The following is a 19,954-nucleotide window of genomic DNA, read 5'->3' on the forward strand; positions in this document are numbered from 1 at the left end:
GCATTTTTTCATCTGGAGTTTTTCTTTTTCTTAGATTACCGTTTGCTAATGAATATATTATTATAGTCAATAATTATTGGATATAATTTAGAACAAGAAAACCATCTTCAACAGTTAAGATGGAAATAAGTTTTAGCTTATATCATATAAGATAAGAACTTAAATAATTAATTAATAGATGGTTATGCCCTATTTTTGATAGAAATCTGGTATCATAAATCAGTAAACTAATATGTTTGGTAGGTGCTTAATATATTGATAATCTGTATAATAACTACAACAGAAAAATATTTCCAAAGGAAAGCAAACATCATATATATTGTTAGTAATCAACATATTATAGTTGTATTTAGTTCTGCAAAGACTTTGCAGATTTCGTACATCGGTATGCAGACGCAGGAAGTGGCGATAAAGCCCAATTTGCGAGTGGTTCTCAAATCTGATGCACAGCTAATAGATGAGGTTGTGGTAACCGGATATGGGGTAACTAAAAAAGCGGCATTTACGGGATCTGCCCAAACGGTGGATAATAAGGACTTGATGAAAAAAACAGATGCAAACTTTATGAAGTCTTTGGAAGGATCAGTAGCTGGTTTACAAGTAAATAGCTTGACTGGACAACCTGGTGCATACGCTTCTACTACTATTCGTGGAGTTGGTTCAATGAATTCTGGAACCGAACCTTTATACGTAATTGATGGTATTGCCATTTACACAGACAAAATGGGGGCTTATAACAAAGCCGGGACAGGGGATATGGCGGCAAGTCCGATGGCTAATATCAATCCTAACGACATTGAGTCCATCACAGTTTTGAAAGATGCTACAGCTACAGCTATTTATGGAGCTCGTGCAGCGAATGGAGTAATTGTAGTTACTACTAAAAAAGGTAGTCTGGGAAAAGCGCGTTTTAATGTGAATGCAAAAGTCGGAACTAGTTTTGTAGGTAAGATAGATCATAATTATCGTACGACAAATCTGGATAAATACAAAGAGATCTGGACCGAAGGACTAACAAATGCAGGATATGACGGTGAGGATGGCATGACTTCTGCTGAATGGCTGAATGCCTATGTTATGGATTGGTATAATGTGGACTTGACGCAAAATATCAAGAGTGTGGATTGGCTGAAGGAGATTCTGCAAAATGGTTTTTCACAAGAATATGATATCAGTGCTCAAGGTGGGAATGAAAATTTGCGCTATTATATTAGTGGAGGATATTTTCAGAATACAGGTATCGTCATCGGAACTGGAATGAAACGCTATAGCGGACGTATTAGTTTAGATGGAAAAAGCGGGCGGATAGGATATGGACTTTCTGTGAATGGAGCACTCTCCGATATAAACAATACTATGACTGAAAGCCAATATACTAATCCTATTGTAGCAGTATATGACATCCGTCCGTTTGAACAGGTGCGCAATGAAGATGGAACATATAATACAAATGTTAATTATAATCCTGTAGCCATTAACGATAAAGAAAAAGGTGATAAACGTAATCAAAAGCAGATTACATTGGTTGTGAATCCATATTTTACTTATAATATTATTGATGGCTTAACATGGAAGACAAATGCAGGATTGAGCTTAATTGACTTGGACGAGTTCTTTTACAGTTCAATTTATAATCCTCAATATTCCGGTAGCGGTATGCTTGGTCAAAGAAATCAGGAAAGGGCAACAACCTTGACCATTACCAATACCGTAAACTTCAACCGCACTTTCAAAGACATGCATCATTTGAATGTATTGTTGGGACAAGAAGCACAGAAAATATCTTATAGAACAATTTATGCAGCTGCCAGTGGATATCCTAGTGATGCTGTTTTTGAATTGGACAATGCTTCCAAGCCAACAGGGGCGGGATCTTCAACCAAAGCAAGCACTCTTTCTTCGTTCTTTATGAATGCAGAATATAACTTGAATGATAAATATTATCTGTCAGGCAGTTTCCGTTATGACGGCTCGTCAAGATTTGGTGTAAACAACAAATGGGCTCCTTTCTGGTCTATAGGAGCAAAATACCGCATCTCTAACGAAAGCTTTATGGAAAATACCAAAAGTTGGTTGACAGATTTGACTATCAGAGGTAGTTATGGAACTGTAGGTAATCAGGATATTGGTTATTATGCAGCAATGGGATTATATAATTATGGATATTCTTATAATGGTAAACCAGGAGCTATTCCTTACCAAATAGCCAATCCGGATCTAAAATGGGAGACTGTTGCAAAAGCCGATATCGGTATCCATGCTGTTTTCTTTGAAAGACTGACACTCGAAGTAGATTATTATAACCAACGGACAAAAGATATGATATTTGATGTACCACTTTCTTACACAACTGGATTCGGGTCTATCCTAAAAAATGTAGGTGAGATGGAAAACAAAGGTATAGAATTCTTGATTAACGCTAACGTACTTAGAAATAAGGATTTCAGTTGGGATGTTCGTTTCACTGGTACGGCAAATAAAAATAAAATCATAAAACTTGCCACAGAAAAACCAATTGAGAATACTCTAACTATCAGAAAAGTTGGCGAGGCGTATAATACATTCTATATGCCGGAATATGCAGGAGTGGATCCTGAAACAGGAGAAGCAATGTGGTATAAAGGACAAGAAGGGGATGAGAAAACAAAAAATGTAAATGAGGCCGGTCAGCGAATTGTAGGTTCTGCCGATCCTAAATTTTATGGTGGCTTTGGAATGAATTTCAAATACAAAGGTTTTGACTTCTCTTTTGATACCAGTTTCACCTTGGGAAATAAAGTATATAACTCCGGATTTGCATTTGATATGCAGGTTGGACATTATTTCTTAGGTCCGGTATCTAACTATGTTTATGACAACCGCTGGCAAAAGCCGGGAGATATAACCGACGTACCCAAATTTGTAGCTGGAGACAACTCGGGAGCAGAAACTAATTCCAGCCGTTTCTTAATGAACGGTTCTTATTTGAGAATGAAATCCATGGTTTTAGGATATACTCTTCCGAAGAACCTTATGAATAAAGTGGCTATTGACAATTTAAGAGTTTATATCTCTGCTGACAATTTGTTCACTATCACTGCTAAAGATTTTATAGGATTTGATCCACAAACTAGATCTACCGGTATGCAGTCTTGGGCATATCCTGTACCTAGAAATATCATGTTCGGTCTTAATCTTAGCTTCTAAAAAATAACTTTAGAAATTTATGACAATGAAGAAAATATTATTTGCTTTATTAACCGGTTGGATGGCAATTTCATTCACCGCATGCGATGACTTCTTGACAGAAACGCCATCAACTTCTGTTCCGACAGAAGAAGCCTTGGTTACTACCCAAGATTTTCAGAATGCTTTAAATGGTGTATATTACACATTAGGTTCATATCGTTTTCTGGGACGTGATGTATTAGCAATTGGAGATGCGCCAACGGATATCACTTCACATTCCGTTGCAACGTCCCATTTCTATGACATCTTCCGCTATCAGATACTGGATACTAATTCATACATAGAAGAAATATGGGCATACGGATATTGGGCTATCGACCGTTGTGCACGTATCATTAAAGAAGGTGCTTCATTTAAAGAAGTAACAAAGGGGGATCTGACAGAAGTGGAAGGATGCATCGCTCAAGCCTATGCAATTAAAGCCCTCTGTTCTTTCTATTTGACTAACATGTTTGGTTTGCCATATTCGGAAGCCAACAAAACGACATTAGGTATCGTAAACGTTACTGAGCCCGTCCCTGCCTATTCACAGGTGTCAAGAGTTAGTGTAGAACAAAATTATAGCCTGATTCTTGATGATATAACGAAGGCTAAAGAATATTATGCTAAAGAAGGTGTTGAAAATGTAGGTAAACAGTATATGAATACGGCTGCAGTTGCTGCACTTGAAGCTCGCGTAAAACTCTATATGAAAAATTACGAAGGGGCTATTACGGCGGCTCAAGAGGCAATAACCCTAAGTGGTGGTACAATTGTATCAACCAAAGAAGACTATAAGAATATGTACACGACATTGGCTGTTTCGACAGAAGACATTTTCTTTATAGCAAAAGCCGAAGATGATTATTTATCTGCTAATGCTCTGAATACTTTATGGAATAAATACGGTTTGTCTATTAACAGCGCAACAATAGCAGAATATTCATCTAATGATATTCGTCTGGCACTTCTTGGCGGTACGTGGACTGGTGGAAAAATGCGTGGTATCACAACCAATAATCAGATTTCTAACTTGCCGGTTTTCAGACTGCCTGAAATGTATTTAATACAGGCAGAAGCATATGCAAAACAATCAACTCCTGATTATGGTAAAGCTAAAGAAAAACTGTTGGAAGTAGCGGCAAAAAGAAACCCGGATTTGGATGATAGTGAAATTGCAGAGGATCAGACGATTATTGATGTGATTGACAAAGAAAGAAAATTAGAACTGGTTCAAGAAGGACATCGCTTCTTTGATGCAAGAAGATTAGGCAAAATTATTAGTGTGGCAGATGGAGCGTATACTAATTTCAACATTGCCAAATTTGTGTACCCAATACCTTCTTTTGAAGTTAATTCAGGTTTTGGAGTTATACAAACAGAGGGATGGAGTGATAATCTACCTCGATAAAACATTTTTTAATATTGCCTCCATATAAGGATAAGTTTTAAATAAGTAGATGAGACCTGCAATTTTAGAATTAATCGAAATTGCAGGTCTTATTATTTATAAATATATACATAAATAGTTTTACGTAAGAAACATTTACTTCAACATCGTATCGAATAATGGGGAGAAGGAGCACGTCTATTAGACTACAGACGTTATATTGATCCGGAAGACTGGGAAATGACGATGATGATTCCAATGACAGAGTTCGACGGTAATGAAAGCTTAAATATTGCCACTGATCAGAATCCATAAACAATTCACTTCTTTTTAATGAAATAAAAAAGAGTAGATACAATATATCCAATTCCAAGATATAAAAAAGATACTGATTTATAAAGGTAAAAATGAGACTAAACTCTTTGGCAAGCCTTGGAGTTTTAGTCTCATTTCTATTAAGGGGGTTATAAAAAAACTCGGGAATCTATTTTTTACAAAAGTAATTTAAAATAAAATATTCCTGATAGTTGTCATCCATTTACGGCTTTATTTATATATATCTTATTAACTTCTATAAGGGTAGTTCATTTTTTACAGCAAAGATAAATTTCATTTTAAGGACTCTTCAACCCTTCTATCTTTTATCATCAAGGAAGCATCCCCTCTCTCACAATATCCACCAAAATCGGTTTCAATCCGCTGACGAAACATTCCACCGCAATTACCATCAGAATCAATCCCATGAGGCGCATCATTACATTGTTTCCCGTCTCGCCCAATACGTTTACCAATTTCGTAGAAGCACGAAGAATAAAGAAAGTCAGCAGATAAATCAGGGCAATAGTGCCGATCAAAATTCCCTTCATTTCATAAGAATGTGCATCCTGCATCAAGACAATAGCATTGGCAATCGCTCCGGGACCGCATAACATAGGAATGCCGAGAGGAGTAATGGAGATATCATCCGCATACGTTTTGATTTCTTCATCTTTCAGTTTCATTGGTGTATAACGGGCTTGAAGCATATCAAAGCCGATCTTGAAGATAATCACCCCACCGGCAATACGGAAGCCATTGGTAGAAATACCGAAAAACTTAAAAAGAAACTGCCCGGCAAAGACAAATACCATTATTGTAATAAACGACACAATGGTGGCGCGACGTACGATAGACTGACGTTCCTTATCCGTCATACCATGAGTCATGGTAAGGAAGACAGGCATCGTTCCCAATGGGTTGGTCAATGTAAAGAATGAAGTGAAACAAAGTAAGGCAAAAGGCAGAAGCGTACTATCCATGATTATATCGTATTTTATGCAAAATTAAAACGCAACAAAAATACGACTTAATCCAGAAAACCTATAATAAATCCATTAATTCTTTCAAGGAATGTATGTGATAAGTGGGAAGAAAAGGGAAAGTAGTCCGTTCCGTCACATTGTAAAAAGCCTGATGCATCCCTACTCCGTGCGCTCCGGTTATATCCGCTTCCCAACTGTCACCAATCATCAAGGATTCGCGCAATTCGGATTGAGTGGCAGACAAGGCAAAATTAAATATTGCCGGCCAAGGCTTCAACACTCCGAGATCTTCCGAAAGAATCACTTTTTTGAAATACCCGTCCACTCCTGCCGACCGCATCTTGCATGATTGCAATTCACGGAATCCATTGGAAAGGATATAGAGGTTATATTTAGGAGCAAGATATTCCAATACCTCCTTTGCATGAGGCATCAAAGTACTTTTAGTGGGAATAATCGCGAAAAAATCTTTCGAGAACTGTTCGGCAAGCGCTTCATCTTCCACTCCCACAGCCTGTAAAGGATAAAAGAAACGTTGACGGTTCAATTCATCTTTCGTTATTTTTCCTTCGCCGTACTCAATCCAAAGTTCGGTATTTCTTTGCTGATAAAGGGTATAATAATGATCGAACGAATCAAAATAACGGTCGAATGAATATTTCTGATATACTTCTTCAAAAGTATCACGGGCATTTTGAGAGAAAGCCCAGATGGTATCATCAAGATCAAAAAAAAGATTTTTATATTTCATCAGTAGTTATGCGTATAATAAGAAACAAAAAAGCCAATGTGCTAATTTCTTGAATCCAGGAATCAGCACATTGGCAATTCAAAAAGGGATGTCTACCTTATTTTACTTGAATAACCAAGTATCTGGATACACTCCAGAATTCAGTAGGATTAGTAATCTTCAATGTCAACTGGCCTTTGTCATCTTTTACCAATTCATAAGAACCGGACGGATGAGTAGTCAGTAACTCAGCACGTTTAGAGTACAACTTGATTTCTTTGGTTGTACGGATATCGATTTGAGTGAAATAATCCTTATTGAAATCAGCGCTCTTCAATACATCTCCGCTCTGAAGAATCTTTTGAGCTTTCAATTCAGATTTAGTACCGAATACGAACCAGGCAGCATTCAAGCTCTTTTCCTGTTCAGCAACGGTTTTAGCTTTCGCTTCGTTTTCTGCAGCCAACGTTTCTTTAGCAGCAGACAAGTCGCTGACAGCAGCATCCAATTCCTGGATACGGATATTCTTGGAAGCCAGTTCTGTTTGAAGTTCTTCGATACGTTGTTGTTTAGCGTTCAATTCAGCAGTCAAAGCAGCAACAGCTTTTTTCATCTGTGCAGAATTGTAATTGCTGTTCTTCAACTGTGCCTGCAACTTTGCAATCTGCGCTTTGTTTTCTTCCATCTGTTTAGAGATGAATTCGATGTCAGAAGCAATCTGTTGCTTGGCGCTGGCAGAGTTTTCAGTGATGGTTCCACGTTGCAAGTCAACACGACTTTCGGCAGCATTGATCTTACGGAAACCTTCCTGAACTTCATTGAAAGTACCCATCATATCATCCAGTTCAGCATTGCGCTGGTTCAGTTCCATCAAAAGAGAATCATTTTCAGCTTTCAGGTCTTTACTTCCACCTTTAAAGCTATCACACGAAGCTAACATGGCTACGCATACAAATAAAACAGCTAACTTTTTCATACGTTTACGTTTTACGTTTTTTAATGAAATTATTTAATCATCTATTCCTGCTAATACTATCACAATCTCGCCCCGGGGTTCGGTAGCGGTAAAGTGTTCTATCAATTCAGCCAAACTGCCCCGAACTGTTTCTTCGTGGAGCTTGGATATTTCACGCGACACGGTTGCCTGACGTTCAGCACCGAAATATTCGGCAAACTGTGTTAACGTCTTCAACAGACGGTGGGGTGATTCATAAAACACCATCGTACGGTGTTCTTCCGCCAATGTCTTCAGTCGTGTCTGCCGTCCTTTCTTCTGGGGGAGAAACCCCTCGAAGCAGAACTTCTCGTTCGGCAATCCCGATGCAACGAGTGCCGGAACAAAAGCGGTTGCTCCCGGCAAGCACTGCACTTCAATGCCGTTGCGTACACACTCACGAACAACCAGAAATCCGGGATCGGAAATTCCAGGCGTTCCGGCATCCGAAATTAGTGCCACCGTTTCACCTGCCTTTATTCTATTAACAACACTTTCCACCGTTTTATGTTCATTAAATTTGTGGTGAGATTGCATTGCATTCTTTATTTCAAAGTGTTTCAGCAAAATACCGGAAGTACGTGTATCCTCCGCCAAAATCAGATCGACCTCTTTCAGGACTTTGATAGCCCGAAAAGTCATGTCCTCCAGATTCCCTACCGGCGTAGGCACCACATATAGCTTTCCCATCTTGTTTTTGTTTTATGCTGATTGATTAAAAAATTTCTTTAGTAGTTCCAGAAAGTCGTTCACCGCCTCCTTTTCTTCATTCAATTCGACTTTCGAGGACAGAAATGCGACTGCAGTCTTGTAGGAACTCATTACTGATATCTGTTCGATAACCCGATTCATCAAATCAGTGTCGCCTCCGAACAGTTCACGAGAAAAACGGAAAGAATCATTCAAGCTGATAGCATGTCGCAAGCCAGCAGACAGTTTGAGACTTTCTCCCAACACAGCCGATTTAGGTTCTTCCTCTTTCACAACAGTTTCAACGACAGGTTCCGCAACAATTGCCGGTTCCTCTTCTGCTATTACTACAGGGGTCTCTTCCGCAACAATAATCTCTTCTTCCTCATCTTCTTTCACAACAACAGATTCAAGAGATTGTATAATACTAGGTGAATCTACTTCAGACCCGGCAACTTCATCCTCCTCTCCCGCTGTCTCTTCCACAGCTGACGGAGAAATTACCTGAACAGCATCCACCTCCTGTTGCAGTTCGTCCAAACGTCCCTGCATCCGTGTAATGCTCCGCTTCAACAGTTCAGACAAAGTCGGAGTCGGCTCCTTGGTAAATGAATCCATGAGATACTTCAACTCATGAACATCCAACTCAATATCTGTTAATAGCTTCTGTTTCATGTCAGTCCATTGTTTATACGGTGCGAATGTAGGAATAATTTATGCAATAACTTAAAATAATGGATAATTTAACAGTTCTTGCACATTGAATTGCTTACCTTTGTCCACATATTTACTTAATCAAGAAAACACAAAATCTCATGGTATTATTTTCAGAAGACCACATACAGGAGACTAGAAGAAGAGGCCGGATCGAAGTAATCTGCGGTTCCATGTTCTCCGGAAAAACAGAGGAATTGATTCGTAGAATGAAGAGAGCGAAATTTGCGAAACAACGTGTAGAGATATTCAAACCAGCTATCGACACCCGTTATTCAGAAGAAGATGTAGTCTCTCACGACAGCCATTCTATCGCCTCCACTCCCATCGATTCGTCAGCCAGTATCCTACTCTTTACTTCCGAGATAGATGTAGTAGGCATTGACGAAGCACAGTTCTTCGACAGTGGTTTGATTGATGTATGCAACCAGCTCGCCAATAATGGAATCCGTGTTATCATTGCAGGGTTGGATATGGACTTCAAAGGAAATCCATTCGGACCAATGCCGCAATTGTGCGCCATTGCCGATGAAGTCTCCAAAGTTCATGCAATCTGTGTGAAATGTGGCCAGCTGGCTTCTTTCTCACATCGTACTGTCAAGAATGAGAAACAGGTTCTTTTAGGCGAAACAGCCGAATACGAGCCTCTGTGCAGGGAATGTTATCTCCGTGCACGAGGGGAAGATGAGCAGAAAGTATAAACTCTATAAAAGAAAAAGATTATGGAAAGGAAAAAGATAACATTCGACAGTTTTATACGCGGTTCTATCGGATGTGTGTTAGTTGTAGGAATATTAATGCTTGTAGAACGCCTTAGCGGAGTGTTATTACCTTTCTTTATTGCGTGGCTGATAGCTTATATGGTCTATCCATTAGTCAAATTCTTCCAGTATAAGCTACGATTGAAAAGCCGCATTATTTCCATCTTCTGTTCCTTATTCCTTATTACGGTTATCGGAGTCACTTTATTCTACCTATTAGTGCCGCCGATGATTTCGGAAATAGGCAGAATGAACGACTTGCTGGTGACTTACCTCACCAATGGAGCCGGAAACAATGTGCCTAAGAGTCTTTCTGAATTTATCCACGAAAATATCGATCTTCAAGCACTGAACCGTGTATTAAGTGAAGAGAATATCCTGGCGGCAATCAAGGATACCGTCCCCAGAGTGTGGACTTTGCTTGCAGAATCTCTCAACATTCTATTCAGCATTCTTGCCTCCTTCATTATATTATTATATGTAATCTTTATATTATTGGATTACGAAGCGATAGCTGAAGGATGGTTGCATCTGCTACCCAATAAATACCGTACGTTTGCCTCCAATCTGGTTCACGACGTACAGGATGGTATGAACAGATATTTCCGTGGACAGGCTTTGGTTGCTTTCTGCGTAGGTATTCTTTTCAGCATTGGTTTCCTGATTATCGATTTCCCCATGGCTATCGCTTTGGGACTTTTCATCGGAGCATTGAATATGGTTCCCTACTTGCAAATCATCGGCTTCCTTCCCACTATTTTATTAGCAATCCTCAAAGCTGCCGACACCGGACAGAACTTCTGGATTATCATTGCATGTGCATTAGCAGTCTTTGCAATCGTACAAATCATACAGGATACCTTCCTTGTCCCCAAAATCATGGGAAAGATTACCGGACTGAATCCTGCCATCATCCTTTTATCTCTTTCCATCTGGGGTTCATTAATGGGAATGCTCGGTATGATCATCGCCTTACCACTAACAACTTTAATGCTCTCCTACTACCAACGCTTTATTATCAACAAAGAAAAGATAAAATATGATGAAGCCGAAACTACTGATAATCAAGAAACAAGCCATAACTAGGAAAAATAATTGAAACTTTTTTCTACGGAATGCTTGCAAATTAAATAAAAGTAACTACCTTTGCACCCGCAATCAGGAAATAACTGATTCGCAAATAAGGATTGATTCGCTAGCTCAGCAGGTAGAGCACAACACTTTTAATGTTGGGGTCCTGGGTTCGAGCCCCAGGCGGATCACATAAGAACAAAGCCAAACGGCGACAAAAAAGAGACAAGTCCTACAATATCAACGTATTGTAGGACTTTTTTTATTGTTTCAGTCTTGCCTGAAAGACAAAAAAACGGCGCATGGTAATAAACCTGTGTATGTGAGATGAAATTTTTACCTTTGCAGAAGTAAAAAAATGACATTCTAAACAGAGAAACCGATACTAAATCGGTACGGAAAATCAAAGCCTGAAAATCGTACCGATTTCCGTCATAAGTCCTTGAAATTTCGCACTTTGTCTTTCGCAGACCTGCACTATTACGAGTTAGTCAACGTAATTTTGTAACATCAAAAAAGTAACGGTATGCGTGATACATTCAACATTCTTTTCTACATCAAGAAAAATGAGCCAAAAAAAGACGGCTCTGTAGTAATCATGGTACGTATAACCATTAATGGAGTACGTTCCCAATTCAGTAGTAAGTTACTTGTGCAACCCGACCAGTGAGATAATAAACTGGAGCGTGTAAAGGGTTACACCGCAGAGGCAAGAAATCTGAACCGGGCTATTGATAATATCCGTGCAAAGATCACAACCAACCGAAATAAGTTGATGGAGATTGACGGATATGTGACTTCTGAACGGCTAAGGAATATACTTCTTGGCAAAGAGGAACAGGAAAAAACCATCATTTCGTATTTTGACAAATTCATCGAGCAATACAAACTGAAAGTGGGAGCATTGGCCACCCATAAAACCTATCCCAACTTTCACTCTATAAGCCCCATTTTCTTTCCATAGCGGGATGAGTGCATTATTCCGGAGGCGGCTGTGTCCTACAAATTTTTATTTTTTTGAAGGGAGCCGGTTTTAGTTTTAGCATAGAATATATCTGTTCGGCTTGTTTGGTTGGTTTGCTACATTGTCGTAGTTCCACTTTATCCCCCAGTGCATTGATGGCTTCCGTGGTAACCAATTTCTGAGTTGACATGCGTCTGACGATTTCAGTCCAGTAACAATTCTCACCCGATTGCTTGAGCTGAAGGCGTATCGTGTTGACAATCCAGTATGAAAGCAGCCCAAAAAACAAATGGGCATCACTCCGTTCATCCTTCTGGTGGTAAATGGGATGCAGGTTCAGATCAGTCTTCAGTTGCCGGTTGGTACACTCAATTTCACGTATCGTTATAATATTCCCAGGTGGTTTGTTCGCCAAAAGTCCGCACATTGGTTCGCAGGAAATAAACGCCTGTGTTCATGTCCATTGCAGTAATCTCTTTGATGTCCCAATTTACCTGGCGCATTTCGGCCGGCTTATCTTCATTTCGCAGATATGATATCTGATAATGGCGTGCGATGGAGGGATAGCGTTCCATGGCCCTTCCCACCCGTTCCACCACTTTCTCGTAGCGTTTCGTGCCTCCCTTCTTGGCTATGGACTCATTGATTTTCTCCATCTCTTGTTCAAAGCGTTCTTTCCATTGGCGATTCATGGAGGCCTCTGTCATGGCTTTCGAAGGAGAGGTTATCTCAAGATAGTAGTCCTCTTCCGGTACCGTTTGCACTTCTCTCAGAGTGATTGCCTGTTTTCTGGCATCCCGCACTGTAACTGTCCGATGATCAGGGGAGAGTGTATAGTCTTTCAACCGGGTGCGTGACACGCAAAGGTAGTTGTATCCCTTCTCTTTGATGCGCTGCAGGTTATCTTCCGTGGAGATACCGGCATCAATCACCACCAGTGTCTTTTCATTGGTTGCAGGACTCTTCTCTGCCAGTTTATCGATCATGTCGGGGAGTGATTTGGGGTCGGAGGCATTGCCTTCAAGAATAGAGGAATAACGAATAAATCCTTCTCTGTTTATGCACAAAGCCAATACAAGCAGCTTGCAATCGGAGCGTTTCTCTTTGCTCCGCCCGAAACGGGCCTTGTGGCTTCCTGCTTTCCGACCTTCAAAATAGAAATTGGTCAAGTCGAAAAGTGCAATGCGGTTGTCGATGTTAAAGAGGTGGTCGGTTGTGTTGCAAAGATGACGTTCCAATGGCTCTTTGAGTTCAAAAAGACGGTCCGGCATCTGATAGAGCGCATTGATTCCCGGAGTCCAGTCCGGATTGCCCGAATAAAGCTCGCAAGCCGCAGAGTTTTCCTTCATGATCCGGTGTGTGGCCCATTCCGAAGGAGAATAAACGGTGCGTACAATCAGGTGCGAGAGGGCTGTGTGAATGGGGTTGTCGTTCCAACCCCACTGTCGCAGAAACTCTTCTACTCCGAGGCGGTCAATGGTCTGTTTGCAAAGCCATTCCGCCCCCACGTTACGGGCATCTGTATGTTCTACTGTATCAAGGTCGATATATTTTTCAGACTCCTTTCGGGATTGGTTTTCTTGGTGGTTGAAGCGGTCAACACCCCCTTCGCTAATCATGCGTTGCCAGTATTGTTCGGCAAAAGCACGCTCCTCAGCGGACAGCACATCCTGCTTTTCTTGAAAAAGAGATAAGTTGTTGCGATTTTGAAAGCGCAAGGTTAAAGCTTGTGCGATGCGCTTGACTTGAAGAGGTTTCAGAGAGGGTTCAAATCCGATATTCAGTACAATGAGGGAATGCACATTGCCGCGCACATCACGATAAGACTCCTTCAGTCGATAATAAGGAGACTCCTGCCCGGTGTCGGGATTGAAACGAAGCTGTACATTCACGTGCATGCCACAAAAATACAACAAGTTTTCTTACCAAAAGTGTCCTACAATTCGATGTTTGGATAATTGGGGGAAATAGCATGCTTGACTTTCTGTGAGTTACCTTTACTGGGTCATCCAAACCAAGCCCGATTTTTATGAAAAATATTTTTTAGAGTGAAAGTTGGGCTATACTCGATATGTTCTTACACGCCAACGTTTGGTTGAGTTCATGAAAGAGTCAATAGGTTACAGGGTAGTTTAGTGGTGTAAAACTACATTTTTTTATTGAAACCCCTGTATTTTTATGCGGTTTTACTGCAACTTCTTTTTCTGTATTAACAGAAAAGCCACCTATAGTGGTAGAGGCATACGTCCTTGACTGTATCATTCTATTTATTGATTCTATAATTCTATTGTGCATCTGAAAATTTATCTATATTTGCATTTGAAACATTTCAAGTCATGCTATTATGAAAAAGATTTTACTCTCTATGTTATTATCCGCGTGCACTCTTTTTGCCGGTTTTGCACAATGGGAACCTGCCGGCGATAAAATCAAGACAACATGGTCAGAACAAGTGAATCCCAATGAAGTGTTGCCCGAATATCCGCGTCCGATCATGGAACGTACGAATTGGGAAAGCCTCAATGGTTTGTGGGAATATGCTATAATTAATAAAGGTGCCGCCCTTCCAGAAGTCTTTGACGAGCAGATTCTAGTTCCGTTTGCCATCGAGTCCGCCTTGTCGGGAGTTGGTAAAAGAGTCAGCGAAAAGCAAGAATTAGTTTACCGCCGGAACTTTAAAATCCTCCCTGATTGGAAAGGGAAACAGGTTTTGTTGCATTTTGGCGCAGTAGATTGGAAGACAGATGTATGGGTAAATGGCGTGAAAGTCGGTTCACATACAGGAGGCTTTACTCCATTCTCTTTCAATATTACGAGTGCATTACTACCAAAGGGAGAAAATCAACTCCTGGTAAAGGTTTGGGACCCGACAGATAAAGGATATCAGCCAAGAGGAAAGCAAGTTAATAAACCGGAGGCAATATGGTATACTCCTGTAACGGGAATATGGCAAACAGTATGGTTAGAGCCGGTTTCTAAGAAATATATAGAGAACCTTCGCATTACCCCTGACATAGACAGGCGACTACTTACGGTAAAAGCCGAACTAAGCGAAACTGAGCCAGGCGACATGGTAGAGGTAAGCGTGTATGACAAGGAACGGTTAGTGGGTGTCGGTAAGAGTATCAACAACGAATTGGTAGAGGTAATGATGCCCGAAGACATGAAATTGTGGAGTCCTGAGTCGCCTTTTTTATATACGCTTCGGGTAACCTTAAAACAGAATGGTACAACAATTGACAAGGTGAACAGTTATGCCGCTATGCGCAAATATTCCATGCGTAGAGATGCCGACGGGATTGTTCGGCTGGAACTGAATAACAAAGCACTGTTTCAGTTTGGCCCGTTGGACCAAGGCTGGTGGCCCGATGGACTGTACACGGCTCCTACCGATGAAGCATTACTGTATGATATCCGGAAAACAAAAGATTTGGGATTCAATATGATACGTAAACACATCAAGGTGGAACCTGCACGCTGGTATACACATTGCGACAAGGTAGGAATTATTGTGTGGCAAGATATGCCAAGTGGTGACCGTAATCCCGAATGGCAGAATCAGCGTTATTTTGATGGGACCGAGTTCAAACGTTCTGCCGAGTCAGAAGCTTGTTACCGGAAAGAGTGGAAAGAGATTATAGATTACCTCTATTCGTATCCGTGTATTGGAACATGGGTGCCTTTTAACGAAGCCTGGGGACAATTTAAAACACCTGAAATTGCAGAATGGACAAAGCAATATGATCCTACCCGGTTAGTCAATCCTGCTAGTGGTGGTAATCATTATGCTTGTGGAGACATGCTCGATCTGCACAATTATCCTGAACCAAAGATGTATCTGTATGATGCGCAGCGTGCTACGGTATTAGGAGAATACGGCGGTATTGGACTAGCCTTGAAAGGACATCTTTGGGAGCCCGATCGTAATTGGGGATATATTCAGTTCAATTCTTCAAAAGAAGTTACGGACGAATACAGCAAGTATGCCGACATGCTGTATCAAATGATCGGCAAAGGGTTTTCGGCAGCCGTCTATACACAGACCACCGACGTTGAAGTGGAGGTCAACGGACTTATTACCTATGATCGGAAAATAATTAAAATAGACGAAAACAGGGTAAGAGAGATAAATAAACGTATTTGTAAGGCATTGGAACATTAGCTCCAGGTAGAGTATTATGAAAAAAAACATTCAAGTTCTTATATATCTGTGCATTTTGTCAAGTCTTCCGTGCTATGCCGGAGACAACACTCATTATTATTTCAAGACGCTGGATATTCAAAATGGGCTTTCGCAAAATACCGTTAATACTATTCTGCAAGACAAGCAAGGCTTCATGTGGTTTGGTACTCAAGATGCATTAAACCGTTATGATGGTTTATCGTTTCGTATTTTCAAGCGTGAAGACGGTTGCGGGTTGGGAAACAACTTCATTACAGTACTGCATGAAGATGAAGAAGGATATATTTGGATAGGAACGGGAGCAGGGGTTTACATTTATAACCCGGTATTGGAGAGTATTACCGCCTTTGATATGATAAGTGACACCGGCGATTCCATCAGCCGGAATATCTCGATGATAGATAGTGATGAGAATGGCAATGTATGGATTGCATCGAATGATGAAGGATTTTTCAAATACAACCGGCAACAAAAAAGCTTGCATAATTATCTGCCGGATAAGGAGCTGGAAAATGTTACTTACTTCTGGTTCGAAGGTAAAACGTGTTGGTTAAGTTTATATGGTGATAATCTTTATCAGACTGATATCGATTTCAAATCACCGTTGGTTCCATTTAAGGACATCAATGGCAACGAGGTTTTTAAAGATTGTATCATCTATGCACAAGTACAAGGTCCGCATAACTGTGTGTATGTTGGTTCTTTGAAAGGGCTGACCGAGATCAATCTCACTACTCGTAAAACCCGCCACCTGCTCGATGCATATGTACGTACTTTACAGTTCAATTCAGATATGGAATTGTGGGCAGGAACAGAAACGGGTGTATATATCTATGACCTGGCAAAAGATAAAAAAAGACATGTAACAATGCCCTACCAGGATGATCCTTACGCTTTGTCTGACAATGCCATTTACGCACTCTGCAAAGATAAAGAACAAACTATGTGGATTGGTTCCTATTTTGGAGGAGTTAATTACTACCCTTATCAGTGGACTTATTTCGAAAAATTCTATTCCAGAGATGATATTCGTAATTTCGGCAAGCGCGTACGCGAGTTTTGCGCGGTCGATGATGGTACGCTTTGGATTGGAACAGAAGATAAAGGGCTCTTTCATTTTGATCCTGAATCCGGTAAGATAGCTCCCTTTGAGCATCCTCTTATCTATAAAAATATCCATGGATTGTGTCATGATGGAGATTATTTGTGGGTGGGAACCTTCTCCGGAGGTTTGAATAAGATAAACTTACACACCAAACAGGTAACTCATTATCAAAAAGGAGAAGATACGACTTCGTTAAGCGCGAATGACGTGTTTGATATTTATAAAACAACCACCGGCAAACTGTTGGTGGGAACCACTTCGGGCTTATTATCCTATAATCAGTCTACCGACAATTTCACCCGGATTCCACAATTCGAGAATATTTTTATCTATCATATACTTGAAGATTTTAACGGAAACATATGGATCGCAACTTACTCGAATGGGGTTTTTCGTTATGATGCCACTTCCAAGACCTGGAAGAATTTTGTGTGGCAGGCAAATGATTCCACATCCTTGCCCGGCAATAAGGTTATAAGCATTTACGAAGATAGCCAGAAACGTTTGTGGTTTATGACACAAGGAGCGGGTTTTTGCCGTTTTGATCTGCAAACAGAGACATTTGTACGCTATGATATGTCGCACGGTTTTCCCAGTAATGTCATTTTTAAAATGATAGAAGACAGTGAGCATAATTTATGGATTACAACCAGCAATGGACTTGTATGTTTCAATCCGAAAACAAACAACAAACATCTGTATACTACAGCCAATGGTTTATTGAGCAATCAGTTCAATTATCAATCCGGTTATCGGGATCCCAAAGGACGAATTTACTTTGGCAGCATCAATGGATTCATTGCCTTCGATCCGAAAAGCTTTTCAGAAAACACGTTTATTCCTCCCGTTGTTATTACCGATTTTTTCCTATTTAACAAACGGTATTCTGTAGGTTCACAAGGTTCTCCCCTGAAACAAAGCATCACGTATGCGGATGTGTTGGAACTGGACGCTGAACAGAACTCATTCTCTTTCCATGTGGCGGCATTGAGTTATTTAGCCCCGGAAATGAATCAGCTACTCTATAAATTGGAGGGGTTTGATGCCGAGTGGTATCCCGTAGGACGCACTGGGGTGATCAATTACTCCAATTTGCCTTATGGCGACTATTTGTTTCGTTTGAAGGGCTCCAATAGCGATGGCAAATGGAACGAGGCAGGACGCGTTCTGAAGATTCGTATTAACCCACCTTTTTACTTGTCTCCCTGGGCATACATTATCTATGTGGCGTTGATCATTTTATCTATTATCAGCATTTTCTACAAGCTCAGGGAAAGGACCAACAGGAAGCATGCACGCGAAATGGAAAGGTTCGAACAGGAAAAAGAGCGCGAATTGTATGGAGCCAAAATCGACTTCTTCACCAATGTAGCGCATGAGATACGTACACCGCTGACATTGATCAAAAGCCCGCTTGAGAATGTACTCAACTCGGCCAATCTTTCTAACAAAGTGAAGGACGACCTGGAAATAATGAACCTGAATACAAACCGGCTGCTCGACCTGGTTAATCAGTTGTTGGATTTCCGGAAGACAGAAAGGCAGGGTTTCCAATTAAATCTTGCAGACTGCGACGTAGTCGATATCCTGCAAAGTACCTATAAGCGATTTACCTTGCTGGCCCGCCAGAAAGAATTGGATTTCACGTTGGATTGCCCGGAAGTAGCCTACACCTCTGTTGATCGTGAGGAGATTACCAAAATCATCAGTAATCTCTTGACAAATGCGGTTAAATATGCAGCTACTTATATTCGGGTCCGGATGCTCCTATCCCCTGATTCGTTACAGTTGTCGGTATGTAACGACGGACCAGTGATTCCCCTGAATATGCGCGAAGAAATATTCAAACCGTTTATCCAATATCAGAGTGGAGCATTACGCTCGGTCTCAGGAACAGGCATCGGTCTGGCTTTAGCGCGTTCGCTGGCAGAATTGCATGGAGGGAAATTGAGTATGGACAACTCCGAAGATTGCAACTGCTTTGTGTTGACACTGCCAGTCAAATCCGTTAATAAAGAAAAAACGGTTCCGGATGTGGCAGTGATACCAGAAGCACTCCCTCTTCCGGAAGAGGAATTGCCCGGACAACATCACCACACCTTGCTGTTGGTTGAAGATAATCCCGAAATGCTAGCCTTTGTAATGAAGCAATTGTATTCGGACTATGGGGTCCTGACTGCCTCCAATGGGAAAGAAGCATTGAATGTCCTGAAAGAAAACACGGTTAATCTGGTGGTATCAGACATTATGATGCCTGAAATGGATGGGCTGGAGTTATGCGATTATTTAAAATCAGAGTTGGACTATAGCCACATCCCTATTATTTTATTAACGGCCAAGACCACTCTTCAAGCGAAGATTGAAGGAATGAAATCGGGAGCCGATGCTTATATCGAGAAACCGTTTTCTGTAGAATACCTGAAAGTTTGTATATCCAACCTGTTGAGCAATCGGGAAAAATTGCGTGCCTCTTTTGCCAATTCTCCTTTTGTGCAAGCCAATACAATGGCCATGACGAAGGCAGATGAGACTTTCCTGAAGAAACTGAATGAGATAGTTGTGGCTAATATGCAGAATCCGGATTTTTGTTTAGACAATATGGCCAGTCTTCTGAATATGAGCCGTTCGAGTCTCAATCGCAAAATTAAGGGTGTGTTGGATATGACCCCCAACGATTATATACGCCTGGAGCGTTTGAAGAAAGCAGCGCAACTTATGCAGGAAGGTGACTGCATGATTAATGAGATCTGCTATATGGTTGGATTTAATACACCCTCTTATTTCACGAAGTGTTTTCAGAAACAGTTTGGCATTCTACCGAAAGATTTTGTAAAATGACTCTCT

Annotated in this window: 14 protein-coding genes and 1 tRNA gene; 8 read left to right on the top strand and 7 right to left on the bottom strand. The window is 40.7% G+C overall.

All coding sequences use genetic code 11. The annotated features are described in order from the left end of the window. The first annotated feature begins 387 nt into the window (after positions 1 to 387). Positions 388 to 3,186: a SusC/RagA family TonB-linked outer membrane protein gene (locus KSX81_RS07255; RefSeq protein WP_230328191.1), complete on the top strand. Its 2,799-nt coding sequence runs from the start codon at positions 388 to 390 to the stop codon at positions 3,184 to 3,186. A gap of 19 nt (positions 3,187 to 3,205) precedes the next feature. Then, on the top strand, positions 3,206 to 4,618 hold the full coding sequence (locus KSX81_RS07260; RefSeq protein ID WP_004299182.1) for a RagB/SusD family nutrient uptake outer membrane protein: 1,413 nt from the start codon (positions 3,206 to 3,208) through the stop codon (positions 4,616 to 4,618). 626 nt (positions 4,619 to 5,244) lie between these two features. Here KSX81_RS07260 and KSX81_RS07265 read toward each other — a convergent pair. The 5 genes from KSX81_RS07265 to KSX81_RS07285 form a co-directional block, all read right to left on the bottom strand. Beyond that, the gene (locus tag KSX81_RS07265; protein WP_004323496.1) at positions 5,245 to 5,895 is read right to left on the bottom strand and encodes a MarC family protein; all 651 of its coding nucleotides are present in this window, start codon (positions 5,893 to 5,895) and stop codon (positions 5,245 to 5,247) included. A gap of 61 nt (positions 5,896 to 5,956) precedes the next feature. After that, complete coding sequence (locus KSX81_RS07270) at positions 5,957 to 6,649, bottom strand: YjjG family noncanonical pyrimidine nucleotidase (protein ID WP_004299179.1); 693 nt, start codon at positions 6,647 to 6,649, stop codon at positions 5,957 to 5,959. Positions 6,650 to 6,746: 97 nt separating this feature from the next. Continuing rightward, positions 6,747 to 7,604 (bottom strand): hypothetical protein, encoded by an 858-nt coding sequence (locus KSX81_RS07275; protein WP_004299178.1) that lies wholly within the window; start codon positions 7,602 to 7,604, stop codon positions 6,747 to 6,749. Between the two features lie 33 nt (positions 7,605 to 7,637). Next, positions 7,638 to 8,312, bottom strand: coding sequence for a 16S rRNA (cytidine(1402)-2'-O)-methyltransferase (gene rsmI / locus KSX81_RS07280; protein WP_004299177.1), 675 nt, complete (start codon positions 8,310 to 8,312; stop codon positions 7,638 to 7,640). Positions 8,313 to 8,324: 12 nt separating this feature from the next. After that, positions 8,325 to 8,987: a hypothetical protein gene (locus KSX81_RS07285; protein ID WP_004315220.1), complete on the bottom strand. Its 663-nt coding sequence runs from the start codon at positions 8,985 to 8,987 to the stop codon at positions 8,325 to 8,327. A 140-nt stretch (positions 8,988 to 9,127) separates the two neighbouring features. On the opposite strand from KSX81_RS07285, the gene KSX81_RS07290 reads away from it, so the two are divergent. The 4 genes from KSX81_RS07290 (at position 9,128) to KSX81_RS07305 (ending at position 11,528) form a co-directional block, all read left to right on the top strand. Then, positions 9,128 to 9,727: a thymidine kinase gene (locus KSX81_RS07290; RefSeq protein ID WP_004299175.1), complete on the top strand. Its 600-nt coding sequence runs from the start codon at positions 9,128 to 9,130 to the stop codon at positions 9,725 to 9,727. Positions 9,728 to 9,748: 21 nt separating this feature from the next. Further along, a complete protein-coding gene (locus KSX81_RS07295) occupies positions 9,749 to 10,873 on the top strand; it encodes an AI-2E family transporter (RefSeq protein WP_074705872.1) in 1,125 nt (374 codons plus the stop codon). 103 nt (positions 10,874 to 10,976) lie between these two features. Then, positions 10,977 to 11,049 (top strand) — tRNA-Lys (locus tag KSX81_RS07300). A gap of 335 nt (positions 11,050 to 11,384) precedes the next feature. After that, positions 11,385 to 11,528: an Arm DNA-binding domain-containing protein gene (locus KSX81_RS07305; RefSeq protein WP_118419165.1), complete on the top strand. Its 144-nt coding sequence runs from the start codon at positions 11,385 to 11,387 to the stop codon at positions 11,526 to 11,528. Positions 11,529 to 11,835: 307 nt separating this feature from the next. On the opposite strand, the gene KSX81_RS07310 is transcribed toward KSX81_RS07305, so the two are convergent. Both KSX81_RS07310 and KSX81_RS07315 read right to left on the bottom strand, forming a co-directional pair. Next, positions 11,836 to 12,237 carry a transposase gene (locus tag KSX81_RS07310; RefSeq protein ID WP_229096123.1) on the bottom strand — a complete coding sequence of 134 codons (402 nt, stop codon included), beginning with the start codon at positions 12,235 to 12,237 and terminating at the stop codon, positions 11,836 to 11,838. Continuing rightward, entirely contained in the window at positions 12,197 to 13,720 is a 1,524-nt protein-coding gene (locus tag KSX81_RS07315; protein ID WP_254884255.1) for a transposase, read from the bottom strand. The genes KSX81_RS07310 and KSX81_RS07315 overlap by 41 nt, the downstream gene beginning before the upstream one ends. 446 nt (positions 13,721 to 14,166) lie before the next feature. Between KSX81_RS07315 and KSX81_RS07320 the strand changes: the two genes are divergently transcribed. Both KSX81_RS07320 and KSX81_RS07325 read left to right on the top strand, forming a co-directional pair. Continuing rightward, positions 14,167 to 15,984, top strand: a complete 1,818-nt coding sequence (locus KSX81_RS07320) for a glycoside hydrolase family 2 protein (RefSeq protein ID WP_118419167.1) — start codon at positions 14,167 to 14,169, stop codon at positions 15,982 to 15,984. A 16-nt stretch (positions 15,985 to 16,000) separates the two neighbouring features. Then, positions 16,001 to 19,948 carry a hybrid sensor histidine kinase/response regulator transcription factor gene (locus KSX81_RS07325; RefSeq protein ID WP_217726018.1) on the top strand — a complete coding sequence of 1,316 codons (3,948 nt, stop codon included), beginning with the start codon at positions 16,001 to 16,003 and terminating at the stop codon, positions 19,946 to 19,948. The last annotated feature ends 6 nt before the right edge of the window (positions 19,949 to 19,954 follow it).

Origin of the sequence: Bacteroides sp. MSK.18.37, assembly GCF_019129155.2 — a bacterium.
In the GTDB taxonomy this organism is placed as follows: Bacteria; Bacteroidota; Bacteroidia; order Bacteroidales; family Bacteroidaceae; genus Bacteroides; species Bacteroides ovatus.

Coding starts and splice junctions, on each gene's coding strand:
- KSX81_RS07255 (WP_230328191.1), top strand. CDS start 388: ATGCAGACGCAGGAAGTGGCGATAAAGCCCAATTTGCGAGTGGTTCTC.
- KSX81_RS07260 (WP_004299182.1), top strand. CDS start 3,206: ATGACAATGAAGAAAATATTATTTGCTTTATTAACCGGTTGGATGGCA.
- KSX81_RS07265 (WP_004323496.1), bottom strand. CDS start 5,895: ATGGATAGTACGCTTCTGCCTTTTGCCTTACTTTGTTTCACTTCATTC.
- KSX81_RS07270 (WP_004299179.1), bottom strand. CDS start 6,649: ATGAAATATAAAAATCTTTTTTTTGATCTTGATGATACCATCTGGGCT.
- KSX81_RS07275 (WP_004299178.1), bottom strand. CDS start 7,604: ATGAAAAAGTTAGCTGTTTTATTTGTATGCGTAGCCATGTTAGCTTCG.
- rsmI (WP_004299177.1), bottom strand. CDS start 8,312: ATGGGAAAGCTATATGTGGTGCCTACGCCGGTAGGGAATCTGGAGGAC.
- KSX81_RS07285 (WP_004315220.1), bottom strand. CDS start 8,987: ATGAAACAGAAGCTATTAACAGATATTGAGTTGGATGTTCATGAGTTG.
- KSX81_RS07290 (WP_004299175.1), top strand. CDS start 9,128: ATGGTATTATTTTCAGAAGACCACATACAGGAGACTAGAAGAAGAGGC.
- KSX81_RS07295 (WP_074705872.1), top strand. CDS start 9,749: ATGGAAAGGAAAAAGATAACATTCGACAGTTTTATACGCGGTTCTATC.
- KSX81_RS07305 (WP_118419165.1), top strand. CDS start 11,385: ATGCGTGATACATTCAACATTCTTTTCTACATCAAGAAAAATGAGCCA.
- KSX81_RS07315 (WP_254884255.1), bottom strand. CDS start 13,720: ATGCACGTGAATGTACAGCTTCGTTTCAATCCCGACACCGGGCAGGAG.
- KSX81_RS07320 (WP_118419167.1), top strand. CDS start 14,167: ATGAAAAAGATTTTACTCTCTATGTTATTATCCGCGTGCACTCTTTTT.
- KSX81_RS07325 (WP_217726018.1), top strand. CDS start 16,001: ATGAAAAAAAACATTCAAGTTCTTATATATCTGTGCATTTTGTCAAGT.